Genomic DNA, 21,460 nt, shown 5'->3' with positions numbered 1-21,460 from the left:
ACAGGCTTATCTCCCCCAAGAGTTCACATCGACGGGGAGGTTTGGCACCTCGATGTCGGCTCGTCACATCCTGGGGCTGGAGCAGGTCCCAAGGGTTCGGCTGTTCGCCGATTAAAGTGGCACGCGAGCTGGGTTCAGAACGTCGTGAGACAGTTCGGTCCCTATCCGCCGTGGGCGCAGGATGCTTGAGGGGAGTTGTCCCTAGTACGAGAGGACCGGGATGAACGCACCGCTAGTGATCCGGTTGTGGCGCCAGCCGCACCGCCGGGTAGCTATGTGCGGCAAGGATAACCGCTGAAAGCATATAAGCGGGAAGCCATCCCCGAGATAAGGCATCCCCGGGCCGCGAGGCCCCTGAAGGCCCCTCGTAGACGACGAGGTTGATAGGCCGGGTGTGGAAGCGCCGTAAGGCGTGAAGCTAACCGGTACTAAATGGCCGTGCGGCTTGACCATGATTCTTGCCTGGGTGAGCTACCGCGCACTCGCTCTCGGACCCAGACGCTCCCGTCCAGCTTGTGACCGGTTTCCGGCGGTGAGAGCGGAGGGGAAACACCCGTTCCCATCCCGAACACGGCCGTTAAGCCCTCCAGCGCCGATGGTACTGCACGGTCGCCGTGTGGGAGAGTAGGACGCCGCCGGATCTCTCGGAACGAAGGGCCCGGTTCGCCGAGGTGATGGCGACCGGGCCCTTCGCGTTTTCGGGTGTTGAGCGGCGGCGCTCCGCCGGCTACCTAGGGACCGGTCATGCGTCTGTGCGCGGCCGTGCTGGCGACCACGCTGCTCGCGACCGCCGGAGGAGCCGGCGAGGTCGGCTTCCCGCTGGTGGTGGACCACGCCCTCCTGCGGGCGACCCTCGCCCGTCAGCTGGGCGAGGAGCCCGACGGCAGCTCCGTCCTCTGGGGCTCGCGTGGCGGCTGTCGCTCGCTCGTGTTGCGCGACCTGCGCGTCGGGGCGGTGGCGGGCCGCATGCGCGTGAGCGCGCAGGGCAGGGCTCATCTCGGCGTCCGCTTCCTCGGCTTCTGCTTCGCCCGGCTGGCGTGGAGCGGCAGGGTCGAGTCGCTGGCGCGACCCGAGATGGGCGACGATTGGCGGCTCCGCCTCCGCGACCTCGATTCGCAGCTCTACGACGCGGCCGGCGGGCGCACCCTCGTGGCGAGCCGGCTCTGGGACTTGGTCAAGGATCGCTTCGAGAGCGAGCTGGCGAGCTTCACGTTCGACCTGGCGCCGCCGGTCGAGGAGGCGCGGGGCCTCCTCCGCGCGTCGGTCGAGCCGGCGCGGGCCCGCCCGGTGCTGGAGGCTTTGGCCACACTCCATCCCCTCGGCGTCTCGGTGGACGACGACGGGATCAAGGTGCGCGTCGCGCTCCAGCTGCCGCCCGGCGACGCGACCGCGTCGCCGCCCGAGCCGCCGCTCGCCCCGCCGGAGCTGGCGCGCTGGCAGCGGCTGGTCGAGAGCTGGGACGGCTTCCTCGTGTTCGTCGTGAAGGACCTGGGCGCCGCCGATGCCGACCCCGGCCTGCGCGACGAGCTCTTCGATCTCCTGATCGCGAGCCGGCACCGCGTGCTCGACGCGCTCGTCGGAGGTCCGGTGGCGGGCGTCGACCCGGTACGGCAACTGTTCCTCGACGCGTGGGAGCGGTTACGGGGCATCGTGCGCGAGAGCGCCGCTCACGGTGGGCCGCAGGACCGACTGCTCCGCTATGCGAGCTTCGTCGCTGCGGGCGACGCGCTCGCGGCGCTCGATGCTGCGGCACCGTCGCTCGGGCTGGAGATCTCGACCGACGGGCTCCGGCGCTTCGCGCGCGTGCTCGACCCGACCTACGCCGGCGACCCACTCGCCTACACCTGGCTCGGGCCGCGGGCCGCCTGGGCGGGGCCGCCGCCGGACGAGATGGGCACGCTCGCGCGCAGGCTCGACCGCTGGCTGCCCGCGGCAGACGAGCTCCCCGCCTACCGCGACGCGGTCGGCCGGCTGCTCGCCCTCGTGGCCGGCAGGACCGCGAGGGCGAACGCCGTGGAGGAGCGGTTCGCGCACCTCTACGGCGTGCTCGTCCCGGCGGTCGCCTGGCAGGAGAGCTGCTGGCGGCAGTTCGTGGAGCAGGACGGGAAGGTCACCTACCTCCTCTCGAGGAGCGGCGACGTCGGCATCATGCAGGTGAACCGGCGCGTGTGGCGCGGGTTCTTCGACCCGGCCCGGCTCGAGTGGGACGTCGCCTACAACGCCGGGGCGGGTGCCGAGATCCTGGCGCATCTCCTCGCGCGCTACGGCGCCCGCGAGGCGAACGGGCGCCTCGAGAATGCCGCCCGCGCCACCTACGCCGCGTACAATGGCGGGCCCGACGCCTACCGCCGCTATCGGCTGGCGCGCATCTCGCGCGCACTGCGCGCGATCGATCGCGCCTTCTGGGAGAAATATCAAGCGGTGGCGGCGGGCCGGGCGCTCGACTTCGTCCTCTGCGTGGAGCGCCGGAGCACGCCCGCGCGCGATCGGCTCTCCAGCGCGCCCGGCCTCTCGATCCCGAAGTGCTCCATCAGCTCGCGCAGCTCGCGAGCCACCGCCTCGATCTCCCTCCGCCACGCCTCCATCGCCTCGCGGCCGCGCGCCAGCTTGGCGTAGTCGCCGCTCGAGAAGCCCTCCTCGATGGCGTCGTAGCCGCCGAGGAGCGTCTCCCAGGCCGCGATGTAGCGGGCGTGGATGCGGGCGATGTCCTTCGAGCGCGGCGCGTAGCCGCGCAGGTGCTCCAGGTGAGTCAGGATGCGGGGTCGGCTGTCGACGATCTGCCGGCGGATCTCCGCCTCGTCCACGAACTGTGTGGCGAGGATGCGCTTGATGGCGCTGTTGGCCTCGGCCTCGGCCGGCGCCCAGCTCCTGGTCCGGGCCAGATACCCCCGCAGCTCGACGCGGGTCGTGTCGGGCGACACGCCGCAGCCGGCGACGAGGACGCCCAGGACGAGCGCCCTGCGGACGCGCCCGCTCACGGCGCCTCGAGGAACTGGCGCACCCCGCGCAGGAACGCGGTGAGCTGGTCGTGGTGGACCCAGTGTCCGGCCCCCTGGACGGTCATGATCCGCGGATGGCGGAACGCGGCGGCGTGCCCTTCGACCTCCGGGTCGGGCGCCCAGGACTCGCTGCCGCGCACGAGCAGCACCGGGCAGGTGATGTGGCTCCAGATCTCGCGCGCCTCGTCGACGTTGAAGAGGTAGGGCGAGACGGCGCGTACGAAGTTGTCGAACTTCCACGCGTAGGTGCCGTCCTCGTGCCGGATGACGCCGCTCAGGGTGAGATGCCGCGCTTGCTCCTCGCTGAGATGCGGGTTGGCCTCGCGCATGCGGGCGATCGCCTCCTCGAGCGTGGCGTACGGCTTCGGGTGCCGCCGAGCGAGCGCCTGCATCTCGCGCACCCATTGCAGCATGCGCGCCGCTGCCGAGGGCGGCTTGGTCAGGCCCGCCGGAGGCCCGAGGCCCTCGATCGCCACCAGGCGGGCGGCGCGGTCGGGGTAGATGCCGGCGTACTGGAGTGCGACACCCGCACCGAGGGAGTGGCCCATGACGGTGATCGGGAAGAGGTCGAGCGTCTTCATGAGTGCGGTGACGTCGAGCACGTAGTCGATCATGGAGTAGGTGCTGCCCACTGCCCAGGCGGAGTCGCCGTGGCCGCGCAGGTCGGGGGCGATGATGTGGAAGCTCCGCCGCAGGTCGGCCGCCACCCAGTCCCAGCTGCGGCAGTGATCGCGCCCGCCGTGCAGGAGGAGGAGGGGCGGCTTCTCCGCGTTTCCCCAGTCGACGTAGTGGAGCTTCAGGCGCTGCGAGTAGAAGTAGTGCGACGTCGGCCCGAGCCCCCGGACGTCCTCGGCCATGCCCGCCGTCTACCACGCCCGAGCGGGTTTGCAGAGAGCCGCGTGCCCATGGCAGGGTCGGCCGCCGTGGCCGGAGTCCTCGACGGCGTGCGCGTGCTCGAGCTCGGCATCTGGGTCGCGGTGCCCTCTGCCGCGTTCCAGCTCGACAACCGCGGCAAACGCAGCGTGACCCTCGACCTCCGCCGGCCCGCGGGGCGCGAGCTGGCGCACGCGCTCGTCCGACGGAGCGCCGTGTTCCTGACCAACCTCCGGCGGCAAGGACGCCGGCGCGCTCGGATGACCCGTCTCGGCGCTCTCGCCGCCGCTGCGCTCGTGGGCTGCAGCGCGTCGCTCGGCAGCGTGGGCATCCTCGCTCCCCAGGCGGAGGGCAGGGGTCTCAAGCTCCTACGCCCCGGGGTGAGCGGGCGCTCCTGCCGCGCCTCGCTCGCGGGCCTGCCGCTCGCTGCCGGCGAGCCCGACCTGCGCGAGGCCCTGGCGCAGGTGCTGGCGCTCGACGCCGAAGCCAACGTGGTGGCGAACGCGGAGGTGCGCTGGCGGCGCCTGGTGACCGGCGTCTACAACCGGCGCTGCGTCGAGGTGCGGGGCGATCTCGCGCGCACCGTCCCCACCGTCACGATCCCGATGGGGCAGCACGAACTCTGAGCCGCCCTTGCGGGAGCGTGGGGCGTATGGAAAGAGAAGCGGGACAATCCTCACGTTCACGGAAGGGGACGACAGCGATGACGGCTTGGCGCTCGGCGCTGGTGGGTGTGCTCGCTCTGGGGCTCGGTCTCGCGGGGGCCGCGACGGCGGCCGGGAAAGGAAAACCGATGGTGCTGCTGTCGACGTCGATGGGTGACATCAAGGTGGAGCTCTCTCCCGACAAGGCGCCGGTCACGGTCAAGAACTTCCTCGACTACGTCAAGGCCGGCTACTACGACGGCACGATCTTCCACCGCGTCATCTCGGGCTTCATGATCCAGGGCGGCGGCTTGACGGCCGACATGCAGGAGAAGCGCGAGGGGCAGAAGCCGCCGATCAAGAACGAGTCGGACAACGGGCTCAAGAACGACACCGGCACGGTCGCCATGGCGCGTACCAACGTCCCCAACAGCGCAACCTCACAGTTCTTCATCAACGTGAAGGACAACGGGTCCCTCAACGGGGAGAAGGACAAGCCTGGCTACGCGGTGTTCGGGAAGGTCGTCGACGGGATGGACGTGGTCAAGAAGATCGAGCAGGTGAAGACCACCACCAAGGGGCCGCACCAGAATGTCCCGGTCGACCCCGTGATCATCAAGTCGGCGAAGGTAATCGCTGAATAACGCCCGTTCACAGCGGGGGCGGCTGCCATCCGCTCCCGCCGCTCCCCGGTGCCGGGGCGGGCGGTTCGGGTAGGGGCTCGGGCTCGACCTCGCCGGCGACGTGGCGTCCAGTCAGGTACCAGTCGCCCGCGAAGCCGCGATGCAGGATGGCGCACGTCTGCGCCAAATCGCCGCCACCCGAGAGCACGAGCTGGTCGGCTGCCGCAGCAAGGCTCAGCCCCGCGTATGTGAGCTTGCACACCACGTAGCCGGGGAGACAGCGCGGGGCGTAGAGCGCCGAGACCACGGGCGTGACGTTCGCCACCACGGCGACGCCCGTGTAGAGGGCGCGCACCCCGAAGGGCTGCTCGTCGTAGCGTGCGGCCGACGCGGCTCCCGCACCCGCGACGCATGTGGCGAGCGCGGCGACGATTCCGAGGCGTCGGCGCATACCGCCCGTCTAACGAGGGGATCCTCGGGTGTAAAGGACGGATTGCGGCGCCCGAGCACCCTGGGCTAGGAGGGCGCCATGCGACACGCGGCCCTTCTCGACCGCGAGCGTGCCGTCCTCGTGGTGATCGACCTTCAGGAGGGCTACCGGACGGCGCTGCAGGCGTGGCAGCGTGTAGTCGTGGCGTGCCGGCTCCTCGTCGAGGGCTCGGCAATCCTCGGCGTGCCCCTCGTGGTGACGGAGCAGTACCCGCGCGGCCTCGGCCACACCGCGCCGGAGGTGGCGGGGCGTTTTCCCCCGGGTCTCCAGGTGATCGAGAAGATGAGCATGAGCTGCTGCGGCGCGGCCACCTTCACCGAGCGGCTCGCGGCGACCGGCCGGAGACAGGTGCTGGTCGCCGGCATAGAGACGCATGCCTGCGTCAACCAGACGGTGCACGACCTCCTCATGCTCGGCTATCAGGTGCAGGTGGCGCGGGATGCGACGGCGTCTCGTCGCCTCGCCGACGTGGAACCGGCGTGGGAGAAGATGGAGGCGGCCGGCATGCTGCCCACCTCGAGCGAGCAGGCACTCCTGGAGCTCGTCCGCACGGCCGAGAGCGCCGAGTTCAAGGCGCTCCAGCGGCTCCTCAAGGAAGCGCCGTTCCCGCGCGAGTGATGCGCGCGGGAACAGCGGGCAAAAGGAGAACGGCACGTCGGACGGCCTTCCTCGTAATCACTCAGGGCTGCTGCTCAGTGCTTGTGCTCGATCTTCTTCCCGTAGGTGACCTCACCCTTGTCGACGCGCAGCGAGAAGCCGCACTCGGGATTGGTGCACGCCCACGCCTTGAAGATCACCGAGGCGCCCTCCTGGCCGTAGTCGGACAGCGGAATCAGGGTTCCGTTGTTACATTTCTGGCACTTGGGAAGTTCCATCACCCCTCCTCCCGCCCAGACGCCCCGGCCAGGCAGAGTCGGATCCAGCCTGTTGAATGTAGACAAACACTGCTGGCTAAGCAAGCACTTGCGCGCCTTTCGACCGGGTCCGCGAGCGCCCCCGAGAGGAATCGAACCTCTACCCCAGGCTCCGGAGGCCTGTGTGATATCCATTTCACCACGGGGGCCGCGGGCCGCTCGGGTATCACAAGCGCCCCCCCCGGTCCACCACGAGCGCCTGCCCGGTCAGCCAGGCCGGGGCGTCCCGGCGGCCAGCTCGCCGCGCACGGCCGCCAGCATGTCTAGGAGCGGGCGGTGCAGATGCGTGTTCGAGGCTGCCGTCTCTTCCCCGCCCAGGCGGTGGGGCTGGCCCGTGAAATCGGTCACCCGGCCGCCCGCCTCCTCGACCACGAGCCTCCCGGCGGCCGTGTCCCAGGGATGGAGCTTCCACTCCCAGAAGGCGTCGAGGCGCCCGCAGGCGACGTAGCAGAGGTCCAGGGCGGCCGACCCCCCGCGCCGCACCCCCTGGGCGCGGTGCAGCGCCTCGGCGACGAAGGCGAGGTAGAAGTCCGCATGCTGGCGGCGATCGTAGGGGAAGCCGGTGCCGAGGAGGGCCTGCTCCAGGACGCGGGTGTCCGAGACGCCGATCGGCGCCCCGTTCAGCCGCGCGCCCGACCCGCGGAGGGCGCTGAAGGTCTCCTCGCGAACGGGGTCGTAGACCAGGCCGAGGCGAAGATCGTCGTCGCACGCGAGTGCGATGGACACGCAGAAGTGCGGGTAGCCGTGGGCGAAGTTCGTGGTCCCATCGAGCGGGTCGACGTACCAGCGGTGGCCGTCCCGGGCGGGGCGCGGCGGTGATTCCTCGGCGACGATCCCGTGCTCGGGGAAAGCCGCCGTGATCGCCTCCACGATCAGGCGCTCGGCCTCGCGGTCGGTCGCGGTCACCAGGTCGACCTCGCCCTTGAGGGTCACCTCCTGCCGCTCGCGGTAGCGCGCGCGCAGGAGCGCTCCGGCCCGCGCCGCGGCGGTGTGCGCCACACGCTCGAACGCCAGCATGCGGGCCTTCCTGCCACGCTGCCCCGGGCGGGGCAAACTGAGCTGTCGAGGTTGACAGCGAACGGGGCAGAACCTAGCATGCCGCGTTTCGCGGGGACGCGGCTCGGGCTCTGGTGGGCGGTCGCCAAGCTGGTAAGGCACCGGACTTTGGATCCGGCAGCGAAGGTTCGACTCCTTCCCGCCCAGCTCGCGGGGGAACACACGGAACGGTCGGTGAAGGACGAGATCAAGATATTCACGGGGAGTGCGAACCGCCCGCTGGCGGAGGCGATTGGCCGCTACGTGGGGGTGCCCCTCGGCCACGCCGAGATCGGCCGCTTCAGCGACGGCGAGGTGCAGGTCGAGATCACCGAGAACGTGCGCGGCGGCGACGTGTTCGTGATCCAGTCCACCTGCACGCCCACCAACGACCACCTGATGGAGCTGCTGCTGATGCTCGACGCCTTCAAGCGGGCGTCGGCGCGGCGCATCACGGCGGTCGTGCCCTACTATGGCTACGCGCGCCAGGACCGGAAGGTGTCGCCCCGGGTGCCGATCAGCGCCAAGTTGGTGGCCGACCTGATCACCACTGCCGGCGCCTCGCGCGTGCTCACCGTCGACCTGCACGCCGGGCAGATCCAGGGCTTCTTCAACGTCCCGGTGGACAACGTCTACGCCACGCCCGTCCTCCTCGAGTACCTGCGCGGGCGGATCGGGCGGCGCGACGTGACCGTCATCTCGCCCGACGCGGGCGGCGTCGAGCGCGCGCGCGCCTTCGCCAAGCGCCTGGACGCCAACCTAGCGATCATCGACAAGCGGCGCGCGCGCCCGAACGAGGTCGCCGAGATGCAGATCATCGGCGAGGTGGACGGCCGCGCCGCGGTCATCGTCGACGACATGGTCGACACGGCGGGCACGCTCTCGGCGGCGGCGGACGCGGTGCGGGGCGCGGGAGCGCCGCTCGTGCTCGCCTGCGCCACCCACCCGGTCCTCTCCGGTCCCGCCATCCCCCGCCTCGCCCAGGCGAGCTTCGACGAGCTCATCGTCACCGATACGATCCCGCTACGCCCGGAGGCAACCAAGCTCGGCAAGCTGCGCGTCCTCTCGGTCGCGCCGCTCCTCGGCGAGGCCATCCGCCGCACGCACGAGGAGGCCTCCATCAGCTCACTCTTCATCTGAAGGACGAACGCCCATGGAAATGGTCGAGGTCGCCATCGAGCGCCGCCAGGGTCAGGGTAAGGGCGCGGCCCGCAAGCTGCGCAGGGCAGGGGTCATCCCCGCCGTGTTTTACGGCCCCAGGCGCACCACGGTGTCGATCGCGGTGCGCACCGAGGAGTTCGAGCGCAAGCTCTCACACCTCGAGGGCTCGCACTTGATCCGCCTGGTCAACGACGGCGGTAAGGACGCCGAGCTGCACGACAAGGCGGTCCTATTGCGCGAGATACAGCGCCACCCCGTGACGGGCGAGGTCCTGCACGCCGACTTCTTCGAGGTCGACCTGACCGAGCGCCTCACCGTCTCCGTGCCGCTCCGCTTCGTCGGCAAGGCGGCGGGCGTGGTCGAGGGCGGCATCCTCCAGCCCATCGTGCGCGAGGTCGAGGTCGAGTGCCTGCCGACAGAGATCCCCGAGTTCATCGAGGTGGACGTGTCACACCTCACTATCCACCAGGCCGTGCACCTCTCCGAGCTGAAGCTCCCGGAGGGCGTCACGGCGATGGGCGAGCCGACGCAGCCGGTCGTCTCCGTGCTGCCCCCGACGGTCGAGGAGGCGAAGCCCGCCGCCGAGGCGGCGGAGGCGGTGCCGGCCGAGGGCGCGCCGGCCGAGGGGGCCGCGGCGGCACCGGCGGCCGAGGCCGCGCCCGCCGAGAGCAAGGGCGGCGAGGCGAAGGGGAGCGAGGGAAGGGGAAGAAAGGGTGGGGGAGAGGCGTAGCCCGTGTGGGTGGTCGTCGGCCTCGGCAACCCGGGCCGCCGCTATGCCGCCACGCGCCACAACGTCGGCTTCCGAGTCGTCGACCGGCTGGCGGCGCGCTGGGACGCGGCGGTCGAGCGGGAGGCGCACCGGGCGCTGGTCGGCGAGGCCCGGCGCGCCGGGGAGCGCGTGCTGCTCGTGAAGCCGCAGACCTACATGAACGAGTCGGGCGAGGCGCTGGCGAGCCTGGCGCGCTTCTACCGCGTCGATCCGGCACGCGTGATCGCGGTGCACGACGACGTCGACCTCGAGCCGGGGCGGGTGCGCATCCGGCGCGGAGGCCGCGCCGGGGGCAACCGCGGCGTCGAGTCGCTGATGGCGGCGCTCGGCGACCCGGGGTTCCTGCGCGTCAAGGTCGGCGTGGGCCGGCCGCCGGCGGGGGCCGTGCCGCCGAGCTGGGTGCTCAGCGTGCCGCCGGCCGACGAGCTGGCCACGCTCGCTTCGGCCGAGGAGCGCGCCACGGACGCGGTCGAGCTGCTCGTCACCGACGGCCCCGAGCGGGCCATGAATCGCATCAACCAGAGGGAGGCACCGCATGGCGGACCGCCGCTATGAGACGCTCGTCCTGCTCCATCCCGACCTGGGGGAGCCGGGCGCGAAGGAGCTGGCCGAGCGCGTGAAGAAGCTGATCGAGGACCAGGGCGCGACCGTCGCCCAGGTCCAGGAATGGGGGCTGCGCGAGCTCGCCTACCTGATCGGCAAGCAACGACGGGCGTTCTACGTCCTCTTCGAGTACCGTAGCACGTCGAAGGCGCTGCTCGAGATCGAGCGCAACCTGAAGCTCATGGACCGCGTGCTCCGCTTCGTCTCGGTGCGCCAGGCGGAGAACGCACCGCCCGCGCCGCAGCGCCCCGCCGCGCGTCGGCCCGAGCGCGAGGAGCCCGAGTTCGAGGGCGCGGCTGAGTTCGAGGGCCTGAACGAGGAGGGCTCCTGAGATGGCAGAGAGGGACCGCGAGCGCGGCGAGCGCCGGGGGAAGGGCGAGGGCCGGGGGTTCCGCCGCCGCGGCATGGGCCGGCGGAAGGTCTGCCGCTTCTGCGCCGACCGGAGCCTGTTGATCGACTACAAGGACTCGCGCGTCCTCGGCACCTTCCTGTCCGAGCGGGGCAAGATCATCCCGAGCCGCATCACCGGCAACTGCGCGCGGCACCAGCGGCAGCTGACGCTCGCCATCAAGCGGGCGCGAACGGTGGCGCTCCTGCCGTTCACGGCAGCCTACCCGTGAGGAGAGGCCGATGGCGGTGCAAGTGATCCTGCGCGATGACGTGCCCAACCTGGGCAAGATCGGCGAGGTGGTGCGCGTGAAGCCGGGCTACGCCCGCAACTTCCTCTTCCCGCGCGGCCTCGCCGTGGAGGCGAGCCCGAAAAACCTGCGCGTGCTCGAGCACCACAAGCGCGTGATCGGGGCCAAGGCCGACCGCGAGCACAAGAGCGCGGAGGCAACCGCGAGCCGGCTCTCGGGGCTGAAGCTCGTGGTGCGGGCACGGGCGGGCGAGGAGGGTCGCCTCTTCGGCTCGGTCACCAACATGGACGTCGAGCGCCTGCTCGCCGACAAGGGCTTCCACGTCGAGCGCCGCCGCATCCTGCTCGAGGAGCCGATCAAGCACCTCGGCACCTTCCCGATCACGGTGCAGCTCGGGCGCAGCGTGCGCGCGAGCGTCGAGCTCACGGTCGAGCCGGAGTGATCGGCTCCCCGCTCGCCCAGCGCGTCCACACGACCATACCGACCACCAAGAGCGCGGCGATCAGGTAGAAGTTCAGGTTCCAGTCGCCCGTCCGCGCGACGATCGCGCCGCCCAGGACCGGCGACACCATCCCGGCCACGTTTCCTGCCGTCCCCTGGAGCCCGACCAGCACCCCGGCGTGGCGGGGAGAGAGGTCGAGGCTGTTGACCAGCACGGTGCTGGCGCCGAGCGCGAAGCAGGCGAGCGCACCGGACAGGCACGCGACGGCGGCGTAGCCGACCGGGACGTGCGGTAGCACGAGGAGGAACACCGTCGCCCCGGCGAAGCCACTGACCAGCATCACCTTGCGCACGCGGGTGACGGGCTGCCCGCGCGCGATGGCCCGGTCCGCCACCCAGCCGGCCACCAGCCCGCCGGCGATCATCACCAGGTTCGGCACGGCGGACACCACGCCGCTCCCCTTGAGCGAGAAGCCGTGCGCCTGGATGAAGTAGGTCGGCACCCACGAGTACATGAACCAGGCCGTCCAGTTGGTGATGAAGGTGGTCCCGAGGAGCGCCCAGACCGCGCGCCGGCGGAGGAGGAGGGCCCACGGCACGCGCACAACCCGCGCCGGCTCCGCGCCCGTGAGCGGCGGCTCGGGGGCCCAGAGGAACCAGAGCGCGACCCACACGAGACCGACGAGGGCATAGATGTAGAAGATCGGCCGCCAGCCCCAGGTGGCGGCGATCCAGCCCGAGAGGGGCAGGGCGACGAGGGTCCCGGTGTGGATGCCGGTCAGGTTCACCACCGTCGCGCGCGTGCGCTCCTCGCGCGGGAACCAGCGTGCCACCAGGCTGGAGATGGAGGGCATGTTGAGCCCCTCGCCGAGGCCGAGCGCGACCCGTGCGGCCGCCAGGGCGGCGAAGCTGCCGCCGAGCGGCGTCACGCCCGTGGCCAGCGTCCAGCCAAGCGTCCCCGCACCCAGCACGCGCCGCCCGCCGAAGCGGTCCGCGAGCCAGCCGCCGGGCAGGTGCGTCAGCGTGAAGCCGTAGAAAAAGACCGACTGGAGGAGACCCATGGTGGTCTCGTCCCAGCCAAACTCCTTCATCAGGAGCGGGGCCGCGATCGAGAGGTTCCAGCGGTCCATGTAGCTGAGCGCGAGGCAGGTGAAGCAGAAGGCCGAGAGAGTGAAGCGGCGCGGCGACGCGCTCATGGGTATCCTTCGCTCGCGTTCATCGGCATCCTTCGCTCGCGCTCATGGTCCGACGCGAGTACCAGCGCGACCAGGCGCGCCGCAAACTCGCCTTGCCCTCCGACCCTCGGGCGCGGGCCAGGGCTGCCAGCGGGAGCCCCGCGGGCCCTCCTGCTCAAGGTTCGCCCGGCTCGATGAAGAAGAGGAGCGCCAGCCCGCGGAGCACGTCGCGGAGCCGTTCGCTGCCCAGGCTTCCCACGCAGTCGGTCAGCCGTGCTCGATCGATGGTGAGGACCTGGCTCACGTTGACTACGCTCGGGCGGGGGAGACCAGCCTCACCCTTGCGCAGTTGGACGTTGCCCGGCATCGCCGCCAGGCGGAGGTTGGACGTGACGGCCGCGACCACGGCGGTCCGGATGGCGCTGCGGTTGAATCGATCGTGCTGCACGACGACCGCCGGCCGCCGTCCGCGGGGTTCCGACCCCTTCCCGGCAAACCGCAGCCAGTAGACCTCGCCCTGGCGCATCACCAGCGCTCGTCGGCCCAATCCACCGCGTGCCGGGCGAGGTCGTCGGCCTCGTGCCGCTGTTCCTCCGCCAGCGACTCGTCTGCGAAGAGGGCGTCGAGACGCCGCGTGACCTCGGCGTCGCGGCGCGCCCGCACGGCCAGGCGAAGGACTCGAGTGATGAAGCGGCTGCGCGACTCCCCCCGCGCGCGCGCAGCCCGATCGACCTCGTCGAGGATCTCTGCGGGAACGGCAATCGCGGTCTTACGATGGGCCATGGTGCTCCTTTTGGTAATACTTAGGAGAGTACCCTAGCGCCGCGAAGGTCGGCAGACAAGCGGGCGGCGTCTCGACAGCGTGTCGCTCGCCCGCTCGCCTGCGCGGCGCCAGGACCCGCAGGCCGCAAACGGACCTTGCTCCTCGGGCGGCGCGCGCGCTAGGAGTGCCCGCACCGATGCCCACCCGCAGCGAGCTCGAGGCGCGCGAGGCGGCCGCCCTCGCGCCTTACGCCATGCGCAGCCGTGACTCGCGCGGCCGCCGCCATCCCGAGCCCGAGCACCCCCTCCGCATGGCCTTCCAGCGCGACCGTGACCGCATCATCCACTCCACGGCCTTCCGCCGCCTCGAGTACAAGACGCAGGTGTTCGTGAACCACGAGGGCGACTACTACCGGACGCGGCTCACGCACACGATGGAGGCCGCGCAGGTGACGCGCACGCTCGCCCGCGCCCTCGGGCTCAACGAGGATCTGGCCGAGGCGGTCGCGCTCGCGCACGACCTCGGGCACACGCCCTTCGGCCATGCCGGCGAGCGCACGCTCGACCGCCTCATGAAGCCCCACGGGGGCTTCGACCACAACTCGCAGAGCCTCCGCATCGTGGACGTGCTCGAGGAGCGCTACCCGGCCTTCCGCGGGCTCAACCTCTCGTGGGAGGTGCGCGAGGGCATCGTCAAGCACTCGACGCGCTACGACCGCCCGCAGGTACGCGAGTTCGACCCCGAGCTGGCGCCCAGCCTGGAGGCCCAGATCGTCGACTTCGCCGACGAGATCGCCTACAACGCGCACGACATCGACGACGGGCTCAAGTCGAACATGCTCGACCCCGAGGACCTGGCGCGCACGCGCCTGTGGAGCGAGGCGACGGCCGAGGTCGCGCCGGAGGCCCCGCTCCACGTGCGCCACTACCAGGCGGTGCGGCGCGTGATCGACCGCCTGGTGAGCGATCTCTGCGCAGCGGTCCTGGCCCGCCTGCGCCAGCTCGGCGTCGAGACACTCGCCGACGTGCGCCGCGTGAAGCCGCGCCTGGTCGAGTACTCGCCCGAGATGGGCGAGCGCAACCAGGAGCTGAAGGTGTTTCTCTACGACCGGCTCTACACGCACTACCGCGTGACGCGCATGACGCAGAAGGCCGACCGCATCATGAGCGCGCTCTTCGAGGTCTACATGCAGGAGCCGAAGCAGCTGCCGCCGCACGTGACCGAGCGGGCACGGGAAGAGGGCCCGTCGATCCCGCGGGCGATCGCCGACTACATCGCCGGGATGACCGACCGTTTCGCGCTCCAGGAGTACAAGAAGCTGTTCGATCCGGAGGAGCGGGTTTGAGAATCAAGACCAACCGGCGAAGCCCATGCCTCCGTACGTCTTGCGCTGTCAGGCACGAGTAGAAGAGTGCGCGGGGGCGTGAAGCGCGTTCGCTGGACAGGGTTCGCTCGCAATCTGATCGTTGACCGAGTGGCACACCCCACTCCGTCAACAGAGCTGGAAGGGTTGCGAGGTGTGGACGTGATCACCCTCGCCCTACAGTCGACGCTCTGCCAGGACTGGGTCCGTCGGTACGTGCCGGAATGGAAGACCCGTTTCGGAGACATCCGGCACAAGAAGCTGCTCGAGTTCTTCACCACGTTCACGCTGTTGAACCCGCAGCCGGAGCATTCCTTCCTCGACGGGGCGGGTGGAATCCATACCTATGTGAGCGTGCTCGAGTGCCGGGAGCGATACCTCCAGGATGCGAAGGTTACCGACTGGCTCCGACGGCAGGTCGGGAAGGGGGTGGTGTGCATCGAGGGCGACGCCGGAGCGATTCCGCTACCGGACGCTCATGTTGACCGTGTCGCCTGTCATCACTCCTTCGAGCACTTCCAGGGAGAGTCCGACATCGCCTTCCTCCGCGAGGTGCAGCGGTTGCTCGCGCCGGGCGGTCGTTGCTGCATCGTCCCGCTCTTTGTCGCGACGCGATACCTGGAGGTGACCGATGCCCTCACGCTCGCCCGCAAGTTCGATCGCCGATCGTGGCGGGTGATCGACCCGACGGCATCCATCCCGGGCGGGAGTTGGTGTGGCAACTATGCCCGCATCTATGACGTCACGGCGGTGCGCGAGCGATTGCTTGCGAACATCGACCGAGACCTGTTCCGCGTGACGATCGCGCAGGTGACGTTGGACGGCGAGGAGGTTCCCGACTTGGCGCTCACCTGCCACCGCCACGTGACCGCCATCAACCGGCCCTATCGGGCGCTGCTGATCGAGCGCCGCGCATAGCGGGTCGGCCCGGCTACGCGGTCTGGGGCGCGGCTGGCGGGAGGATGTCGCGGCTACCGAGCGAGGCGCCGGCGAGGACCGCCTCCACCTCCTCCAGGACCAGCTGCGGCGTCAGCCGACGCATGCAGGAGTGGTGCGAGCAGGGCTCCCGCATCCAACAGGGGCCACACTCGATCGGGGTGTAGAGGTTCAGGTTCCACGGGTAGCCGCTGACCTCCGGGTGCTCCGCGGCGCCGTACAGCACGACGGTCGGAACCCGGACCGCGGTCCCGAGATGCATGATGCCGCCCACATGGGTGACGAGCAGGTCGCAGCGCTTGAGCAGGCTGGCGGTGTGACGGTATCCCAGGTCGCGGTAGTCGCGCGCGCCTGCGATCAGCGATCCCTCCGTCCGGGTCCCGATCTGGAGCACGCTGCCGCCCAGGCGTGCCAGCAACGGCACGAGTTCCAGCCACTGAGGGGCCGGATAGACCTTGTTGGGGAGCTTCACGTCCGGCGCGCCGTGCGCCGCGATCGCGATGCGGGGGCGGGGCAGGGCCTCGACCTCGCGTCCGCGGAAGCGCAGCTCCCGCCAGGTCAGGTAGATGTACGGCTGGCGCGGACGCTCCTTCAGCGGGATGCCGATGCAGTCATACATATCGTCGAGCAGATGTCCCGAGACCTGGAGGTATCGGGCCTCGGGCGGGCGGCGCACCACCTCGAGGTACCGCGCCAGGCGCTCGGGATGCTTCCGCCCGAGGCGGTGCACGCTCAGCACCTCCTCCACGTGGGGGTTGTGCCAGAATATCTCGGGGTGGGCGGCCGCAAGCCGGATTCGCAGCGTCGGGTGCTCCGCCTTGAGGCCTGCGAGAATGGCGGTCAGCATGAGGTGATCGCCGTACCCCCACTCGGGGCGAAGCCACAACACGCGAGGGTCGTCACCTGCCGGCTTGAGCCTCTTAACCAGGGACAGCATGCCCGGGGGCGCCGGGGCGCTCTCACTCCACGTAGCCGAGGGCGCGAAGGCGCGCCTCGACCTGCGCACGATCCCCCTCCGACCCGTACGCGTCATCCTCGCCCCCCTCCGTCGGCGCGACGTCCGGCACGTAGCGTACGTCCGTCCTCGCACGCGCCTCGGGGGTCAGGAAATCGAGCAGGGGCCCGGCGTCCATCCCGTCGGGGATCGGCAGGCCGAGGAGCGACAGAATGGTAGGGGCAAGGGACTCGATCGGCTTCGTGTCCTGGCGGCCGAGGGGTGCGATGTCCGGGCCGGCAACGATGTAGATCCCTGCCGGCTCGTGGGCGCCGGTGAAGCCGTAGTCGATGAAGTCGACGAAGGTGGCTCGGGCGCGCAGCTCCGGACGGAGCCCGTTGAAGCGCAGGCCGTGGGTCGGATTGGCGTAGAGGAGGAGGTCCGGGGCGAGCTCGGTCATCGGACCGTGGTAGACATCCTCCCGCCGGGCGACCTGCTCGAAGACAGGACGACCGTCGTCGCGAAGCTCGGCGAGGCCCTGCCGGATCTCCTCGCGCAAGCGCTCGTACTCGGCTCCCGGCCGGATGCGTCCCTGGGGCTGCCGCCCTTCGACGTTGAGCCAGAGCGCGGCGCTCCGCGTCTCCATGGCGTCGCACCAGGCGAAGCTGCGACTCCAGTTGACGAACACGTTCTCGACCGTGTCCCAGCGCTTGCGAAGGTTGGCGGGGAGCCGCTTCGCGACCCGGCGGCGGAGGCGCCAGCTGCGGTGGACGTGCAGCCAGCCGTTGTCCGCCAGCCAGCGGTTCACGTGGACGAAGCGGCCCGGAGCGGGGCCGAAGCCGTGGTCCGAGATGATGAAGGTCACGGTGTCTGGCCCGGAGGCCTGCCGAAGCTCGCCGACAGCGACGTCCAGATCCCGGTAGATCGCGCGGGCGTGGCTCGCGATTTCCTCGATCACTGCGGGAGCCACCTCGGGCGGCCCGGTGCCGGAGAGGTGCTGCCAGAAAAAGTGCTGTACCCGGTCGGGCTCGTAGAAGATCACCGAAAGGAGGTCGCAGGGCCGCTCCTTCATGAGCCGCAGCGTGGCCTCCAGCCGCCGCTGACCGAGCCGGCGCAGCCGGGCGAGGTAGTCGAGCGCCTGGGCGCGGTAATCCGCGTGGCTCGCGACCAGCTGCGTCGGTGGCTCGAGCGAAATCACGTAGTCCTCCCCGAGGAGCGAGCAGAACTCGGGCGGGTAGATGATGTCCTTGGCGCCTGGCGGTGAGAGCATGCACGAGACCATGAAGCCGTTCACCGGCCGCACGGGATAGGACGGCACGACGTGCAGCGAGCCCACCGTCAGCCCTGCCTCGCCCACGAGCTCCCACAGCGTCTTTGCCTTGAGCGTCTTGGCGCTGATGAAGTCGCCCGTGCGGTAGCCCGCGGGGGGGCGACGGAAGCTGACCACGCCGTGCTTCCCGGGGTTCTTCCCTGTCATGAACGACGACCACGCGGGCGGCGTCAGGGGAGGGTAGGTCGAGCGCAGCTCGCCGTGGCACCCCTCGGCCATGAGGCGGGCGAGCTCCGGCATCTCGCCGGAGGCGGCGAACGGGCCGAGGAGACGGAACGTCGCCCCGTCGAGGCCGATGACCAAGACCCGACGGCGGCCGTTCATGCCGCGACCCGGTTGTGCGCCGCCGCCACCTCGACGCAGAGCGCAAGATACTCGCGGGCGATCGCTGGCCACGGATGGCGGCGCTCGACGAGCGCCTGGCCGCAGGCGCCGAGCCGCGTCGCCTCTTCGGGGCGGTCGAGCAGGCGCGCGAGCGCAGCGGCGAGGGCGGCGGCGTCGTCGCACGGCACGAGCACGCCCGTCTCACCGTCCCGGATCACCTCCGGGATGCCGTTGATGGCGCTCGCCACCACCGGGCGCCCGGCGGCCAGGGCCTCGATGCAGACGAGCGGCAACCCCTCGAAGCGTGACGGGCAGGCGACGAGCGCGGCGCCCTTGAGGAGGGCGACCGTCATCGCCCGGTCGGTCTCTCCGAGGAAGCGCACCCGGTCGGCCACGCCGTGGCGCGCCGCGAGCGCCGCGAGCTCGCCGCGCGCGCTGCCGTCGCCCGCGAGGAGGAGGTCGACGTCCGGCCGCGCGAGGCGGGCCACGGCCTCGATCAGCAGGTCGAACCCCTTCTGCGCCTCGAGGCGGCCGACGCCGAGCACGTAGGCGCGGGGGTGCGGGAACGACCCGGCGCCCTCCAACTCCCCAGGGTCGTAGCCGTTCGGCACCACGACCACTCGCCGTGCGCCGCCCACCGTGCTCGCGTAGGCGGCCGCTTCCTCAGAGCAGGCGGCCACCGCGTCGGCCGCGCGCACGAGCATGCGGAAGAGGCCCGGGTTCTCCGGCTGCCCGGGCGGCAGCGCCGCCTCCTGGAGGTTCAGGATCTGAGGGACGCGGGTCACGCGCCGCAGGAGCGCGGCGTAGGGGGCGAACCGCCGCATGCCGTGCACGCTGACCACGTCGGGCGCGAACTCGCGGACAGCGCCCACGAGACGCGCCGCCGCCACCGGCAGCTTGCGGGCGAAGCGGCGTAGGCGGCGGAGGTCGCGCGTCCGGGCGGGGAAGGGGTAGAGGCGAAGCTCACGCGCCCACCCGGGGAAGCGCAAGACGTCACCGTCGACCACCGCGCCTACCTCGTGCCCGGCGTTGCGCGCCGCCCCGGCCAGGGCGTCGATGATCAGCCGGACGCCGCCGACCGTGCCGTAATGCGGGCTGAAGAAGAGCAATCTCACGGGGGAGCGCCGGCGCGCCTGCCGGTCGCCCGCGGGTATATCGGGCAAAGGGTAGCGAGGCAAATCCGGCGGGTGATGGAGACAAACCGCCTAGCGCAACGCCGCGGCGTCGGCGAGCACGGTCAGGTAGCGCTCGGCGACGCTTGCCCAGGTGAGCTCCGCGCACACGAGCGCGCGGCCGCGCGCGCCGAGACGGTCGCGCCGCGGTGCGTCCTCGAGCAGGGCGCGAAGAGCGGCGGCCAGCGCGACCGGATCCTCGGGCGGCACGAGGAGACCGGTCTGGCCGTCGCTGACCGCGTCCGGGATTCCATCCACCCGGCTCGCCACCACGGCGCGCCCGCTCGCCATCGCCTCCAGGCAGACGAGCGGCATCCCCTCCCAGCGCGAGGGGCAGGCCACCAACCGGGCGCCACGGTAGAGCCGCGCCACCGTGGCGCGGTCCAGGGCCCCGAGCAGGTGCACCCGCGCGCCCAGCTCCAGCCGCTCCCGCATCGCTTCGAGGCGCGGGCGCTCCGGCCCGTCACCGGCGATGAGGAGATCGAGCTCCGACGCTCCCAGGTGGGCGAACGCCTCGAGCAGCACGTCGAAGCCCTTCTGGGGGACCAGCCGACCGACCGCGGCGACGTAGGGGCGGGGATGCGTGTGGGCGGGGCCGTCCGCGAACAGCTCGGGCTCGACCCCGTTCGGGATGACGGTCAGCCGATCCGCGACCTCCGGAGCGAGCGCCTGCGCAGAACCGGCGAGCGAGCGCGCACAGGCGACCACGCGCGTAGCCCGCCGCAGCGCCGAGCGGAGCGTGCGCGGGTTGGCCGTGAAGCGGCCGCCTGGCTCGCCCCCCTCGAGGCTGAGGACGAGTGGGGTGGCGGCGGCGAGCGCGCTCGCGTACGGCGCGTAGGAGGTGATGGCGAGGGTCAGCACCGCCTCGCTCGCCGCGTCCGTCACCGCCCGGCGCAGGGCCCGGGTCGCGCGCGGCAGGTCACGCAGGAAGCGCAGCTGGCGCGCCACGTGCCGGGCCCGGCGCGGCATCTGGTGGTATTCGTGGCGCACGACCGGCACGTCGCCGTCGCTTCTGGAGGTCGCAGGCTCTCCGCGCGCCAGGACGGTCACAGCGTGGCCGCGCGCGCGGAACACCTCGACCAGAATGCGCGCCTTCTCCTCGATGCCCCCGACCTGGCCGTAGCTCGGGCAGAAGAGGGCGATCCGCACCGAAGTCCTCTTAGCGCGGGCGCCGCACCGGTGCCAGGCGCAGCCCGCGGCACGACCCTAAAAGTGGCGGAGGGGAAGGTCGCAGTTTAGGCACCGCTGCGTCCATGGGTTGCTCCATCCGCCTCGGGCTGAGGTGACGGCCCTAACGGCGAAGAATCTCCCGCATCGTGGGCAGCGGCTAAAGGCGGCGACAGCGCCGGCGGCAGCGGCGGCCACCATCCACGTCAAGGCCATCCACAGCGCCTCCGTTTCGCTCTTAGCGAAGGCGGCAGCCAGGAATCCCACGACGGGGAGGTATCCGAGCATGAGCGCCCACATGAGCCGACGACGTCGGCGGATTCGGGCGAGTTGGTCACGTTCGGTCGTAGCACCTGAGCTACTCGGGACGGTGCCTACGGGTCAAACGGCGTCCTGCGTGAAACTGACCCACTACCCTAAAAGTTTACATAACCCTCCTTATCAGACGTTGAACTGTAGGCCCCAAATGCAAATGTCCGGTTTCTCCAAAGTAGAAATGTCCGCCCCGCGCCCACAATGGCGTCATGGCGGGGCTGCAGGTCATGTCCCAGCTGGCGGAGCGCCGGCTGACCCGGCGCCGGGCCGCCGCGTTGCTCGGGCTGAGCGAGCGCCAGGTCCGACGCCTCTACCGCGCGTTCCGGCGCGACGGCGCCAAGGCCCTGGCGTCCCGCCATCGCGGGCGGCCCAGCAATCGCCAGTTGGCCACGGCGACCCGCGAGCACGCGCTGACCCTCGTGCGCGCGCGATACGCCGACTTCGGCCCGACCTTCGCGCATCAGAAGCTCACCGAGCAGCACGGCCTCGCCTTCTCCGTTGAAACGCTTCGCGGGTGGATGACGGCAGCCGGCCTCTGGGTGCCGCGGGCGCAGCGCCTGCGGCGCAGCCAGCCGCCGCGGCCCCGACGGGCCTGTCTCGGCGAGCTCGTCCAGATCGACGGCTCGGAGCACGCGTGGTTCGAGGACCGCAGCCCCGGGTCCACGTTGCTCGTACGGCAGTAGTTGTTGGGGTCGCGGTCGCCGCCACAGCTGTTGCCGGTCTTGTCGACCGTGCCCGTACAGGCGTCGTTGTGACCCATGAACACGAGGACGTAGCGCGGTGACGGCGCC

The 21,460-nt window shown here is 71.0% G+C and carries 24 protein-coding genes, 2 tRNA genes and 2 rRNA genes; 16 read left to right on the top strand and 12 right to left on the bottom strand.

Translation table 11 applies throughout. The features are described from left to right. From E6J59_18510 to E6J59_18500, 3 genes are all read left to right on the top strand, one after another. Nucleotides 1–455 (top strand): 23S ribosomal RNA (locus E6J59_18510); the annotation flags it as partial. Nucleotides 456–525: 70 nt separating this feature from the next. Continuing rightward, nucleotides 526–641, top strand: a 5S ribosomal RNA gene (rrf, locus tag E6J59_18505). Between the two features lie 103 nt (nucleotides 642–744). Continuing rightward, nucleotides 745–2,616 (top strand): hypothetical protein, encoded by a 1,872-nt coding sequence (locus E6J59_18500; protein TMB16700.1) that lies wholly within the window; start codon nucleotides 745–747, stop codon nucleotides 2,614–2,616. 358 nt (nucleotides 2,617–2,974) lie between these two features. On the opposite strand, the gene E6J59_18495 is transcribed toward E6J59_18500, so the two are convergent. After that, entirely contained in the window at nucleotides 2,975–3,856 is an 882-nt protein-coding gene (locus E6J59_18495) for an alpha/beta hydrolase (GenBank protein ID TMB16699.1), read from the bottom strand. A 66-nt stretch (nucleotides 3,857–3,922) separates the two neighbouring features. Here E6J59_18495 and E6J59_18490 point away from each other — a divergent pair, with 66 nt between their 5' ends. After that, on the top strand, nucleotides 3,923–4,498 hold the full coding sequence (locus E6J59_18490; GenBank protein ID TMB16704.1) for a hypothetical protein: 576 nt from the start codon (nucleotides 3,923–3,925) through the stop codon (nucleotides 4,496–4,498). A 167-nt stretch (nucleotides 4,499–4,665) separates the two neighbouring features. Then, nucleotides 4,666–5,160: a peptidyl-prolyl cis-trans isomerase gene (locus E6J59_18485; protein ID TMB16703.1), complete on the top strand. Its 495-nt coding sequence runs from the start codon at nucleotides 4,666–4,668 to the stop codon at nucleotides 5,158–5,160. A 7-nt stretch (nucleotides 5,161–5,167) separates the two neighbouring features. On the opposite strand, the gene E6J59_18480 is transcribed toward E6J59_18485, so the two are convergent. Next, on the bottom strand, nucleotides 5,168–5,590 hold the full coding sequence (locus E6J59_18480) for a hypothetical protein (GenBank protein ID TMB16698.1): 423 nt from the start codon (nucleotides 5,588–5,590) through the stop codon (nucleotides 5,168–5,170). A 78-nt stretch (nucleotides 5,591–5,668) separates the two neighbouring features. Between E6J59_18480 and E6J59_18475 the strand changes: the two genes are divergently transcribed. Beyond that, nucleotides 5,669–6,247, top strand: a complete 579-nt coding sequence (locus tag E6J59_18475) for an isochorismatase family protein (GenBank protein ID TMB16697.1) — start codon at nucleotides 5,669–5,671, stop codon at nucleotides 6,245–6,247. A gap of 74 nt (nucleotides 6,248–6,321) precedes the next feature. On the opposite strand, the gene E6J59_18470 is transcribed toward E6J59_18475, so the two are convergent. The 3 genes from E6J59_18470 to E6J59_18460 all read right to left on the bottom strand — a co-directional run bounded on the left by E6J59_18470 (nucleotide 6,322) and on the right by E6J59_18460 (nucleotide 7,560). Continuing rightward, complete coding sequence (locus E6J59_18470; protein ID TMB16696.1) at nucleotides 6,322–6,504, bottom strand: hypothetical protein; 183 nt, start codon at nucleotides 6,502–6,504, stop codon at nucleotides 6,322–6,324. Between the two features lie 116 nt (nucleotides 6,505–6,620). Further along, a tRNA-Arg gene (locus E6J59_18465) sits at nucleotides 6,621–6,692 on the bottom strand. Nucleotides 6,693–6,750: 58 nt separating this feature from the next. After that, nucleotides 6,751–7,560, bottom strand: a complete 810-nt coding sequence (locus E6J59_18460) for an inositol monophosphatase (protein ID TMB16695.1) — start codon at nucleotides 7,558–7,560, stop codon at nucleotides 6,751–6,753. 114 nt (nucleotides 7,561–7,674) lie between these two features. On the opposite strand from E6J59_18460, the gene E6J59_18455 reads away from it, so the two are divergent. The 7 genes from E6J59_18455 to E6J59_18425 all read left to right on the top strand — a co-directional run bounded on the left by E6J59_18455 (nucleotide 7,675) and on the right by E6J59_18425 (nucleotide 11,191). After that, nucleotides 7,675–7,746 (top strand) — tRNA-Gln (locus E6J59_18455). A gap of 27 nt (nucleotides 7,747–7,773) precedes the next feature. Continuing rightward, complete coding sequence (locus E6J59_18450; GenBank protein ID TMB16694.1) at nucleotides 7,774–8,718, top strand: ribose-phosphate pyrophosphokinase; 945 nt, start codon at nucleotides 7,774–7,776, stop codon at nucleotides 8,716–8,718. A 13-nt stretch (nucleotides 8,719–8,731) separates the two neighbouring features. Further along, on the top strand, nucleotides 8,732–9,469 hold the full coding sequence (locus E6J59_18445; GenBank protein TMB16693.1) for a 50S ribosomal protein L25: 738 nt from the start codon (nucleotides 8,732–8,734) through the stop codon (nucleotides 9,467–9,469). 3 nt (nucleotides 9,470–9,472) lie between these two features. Beyond that, on the top strand, nucleotides 9,473–10,063 hold the full coding sequence (locus tag E6J59_18440; GenBank protein TMB16692.1) for an aminoacyl-tRNA hydrolase: 591 nt from the start codon (nucleotides 9,473–9,475) through the stop codon (nucleotides 10,061–10,063). Continuing rightward, a complete protein-coding gene (rpsF, locus tag E6J59_18435; protein TMB16691.1) occupies nucleotides 10,044–10,442 on the top strand; it encodes a 30S ribosomal protein S6 in 399 nt (132 codons plus the stop codon). Before E6J59_18440 ends, rpsF begins: the two co-directional genes overlap by 20 nt. A gap of 1 nt (nucleotide 10,443) precedes the next feature. Then, on the top strand, nucleotides 10,444–10,731 hold the full coding sequence (rpsR, locus tag E6J59_18430; protein TMB16690.1) for a 30S ribosomal protein S18: 288 nt from the start codon (nucleotides 10,444–10,446) through the stop codon (nucleotides 10,729–10,731). Between the two features lie 16 nt (nucleotides 10,732–10,747). After that, entirely contained in the window at nucleotides 10,748–11,191 is a 444-nt protein-coding gene (locus tag E6J59_18425) for a 50S ribosomal protein L9 (GenBank protein TMB16702.1), read from the top strand. Here E6J59_18425 and E6J59_18420 read toward each other — a convergent pair. From E6J59_18420 to E6J59_18410, 3 genes are all read right to left on the bottom strand, one after another. Then, a complete protein-coding gene (locus tag E6J59_18420) occupies nucleotides 11,172–12,386 on the bottom strand; it encodes an ACS family MFS transporter (protein ID TMB16689.1) in 1,215 nt (404 codons plus the stop codon). The two genes, E6J59_18425 and E6J59_18420, sit on opposite strands and share 20 nt — an antisense overlap. 154 nt (nucleotides 12,387–12,540) lie before the next feature. Continuing rightward, a complete protein-coding gene (locus E6J59_18415) occupies nucleotides 12,541–12,897 on the bottom strand; it encodes a type II toxin-antitoxin system PemK/MazF family toxin (protein TMB16701.1) in 357 nt (118 codons plus the stop codon). Continuing rightward, entirely contained in the window at nucleotides 12,891–13,148 is a 258-nt protein-coding gene (locus E6J59_18410; GenBank protein TMB16688.1) for a ribbon-helix-helix protein, CopG family, read from the bottom strand. The genes E6J59_18415 and E6J59_18410 overlap by 7 nt, the downstream gene beginning before the upstream one ends. Nucleotides 13,149–13,324: 176 nt before the next feature. Between E6J59_18410 and E6J59_18405 the strand changes: the two genes are divergently transcribed. After that, nucleotides 13,325–14,473: a deoxyguanosinetriphosphate triphosphohydrolase gene (locus tag E6J59_18405; GenBank protein TMB16687.1), complete on the top strand. Its 1,149-nt coding sequence runs from the start codon at nucleotides 13,325–13,327 to the stop codon at nucleotides 14,471–14,473. 45 nt (nucleotides 14,474–14,518) lie between these two features. Further along, nucleotides 14,519–15,409, top strand: coding sequence for a class I SAM-dependent methyltransferase (locus tag E6J59_18400; protein ID TMB16686.1), 891 nt, complete (start codon nucleotides 14,519–14,521; stop codon nucleotides 15,407–15,409). Nucleotides 15,410–15,422: 13 nt separating this feature from the next. On the opposite strand, the gene E6J59_18395 is transcribed toward E6J59_18400, so the two are convergent. The 4 genes from E6J59_18395 to E6J59_18380 form a co-directional block, all read right to left on the bottom strand. Beyond that, nucleotides 15,423–16,316, bottom strand: coding sequence for a glycosyltransferase family 9 protein (locus tag E6J59_18395; protein ID TMB16685.1), 894 nt, complete (start codon nucleotides 16,314–16,316; stop codon nucleotides 15,423–15,425). Between the two features lie 70 nt (nucleotides 16,317–16,386). Then, nucleotides 16,387–18,015, bottom strand: coding sequence for a hypothetical protein (locus tag E6J59_18390; GenBank protein TMB16684.1), 1,629 nt, complete (start codon nucleotides 18,013–18,015; stop codon nucleotides 16,387–16,389). After that, the gene (locus E6J59_18385; GenBank protein ID TMB16683.1) at nucleotides 18,012–19,193 is read right to left on the bottom strand and encodes a glycosyltransferase; all 1,182 of its coding nucleotides are present in this window, start codon (nucleotides 19,191–19,193) and stop codon (nucleotides 18,012–18,014) included. Before E6J59_18385 ends, E6J59_18390 begins: the two co-directional genes overlap by 4 nt. 27 nt (nucleotides 19,194–19,220) lie before the next feature. Next, nucleotides 19,221–20,336 carry a glycosyltransferase family 4 protein gene (locus E6J59_18380; GenBank protein ID TMB16682.1) on the bottom strand — a complete coding sequence of 372 codons (1,116 nt, stop codon included), beginning with the start codon at nucleotides 20,334–20,336 and terminating at the stop codon, nucleotides 19,221–19,223. Between the two features lie 542 nt (nucleotides 20,337–20,878). Here E6J59_18380 and E6J59_18375 point away from each other — a divergent pair. Beyond that, the gene (locus E6J59_18375) at nucleotides 20,879–21,352 is read left to right on the top strand and encodes a helix-turn-helix domain-containing protein (GenBank protein ID TMB16681.1); all 474 of its coding nucleotides are present in this window, start codon (nucleotides 20,879–20,881) and stop codon (nucleotides 21,350–21,352) included. Nucleotides 21,353–21,460 lie beyond the last annotated feature (108 nt).

The organism is Deltaproteobacteria bacterium, assembly GCA_005879795.1.
In the GTDB taxonomy this organism is placed as follows: Bacteria; Desulfobacterota; Binatia; order DP-6; family DP-6; genus DP-6.
The sequence above is the reverse complement of the archived record's forward strand: the minus strand, read 5'-3'. Positions and strand labels throughout refer to the sequence as shown.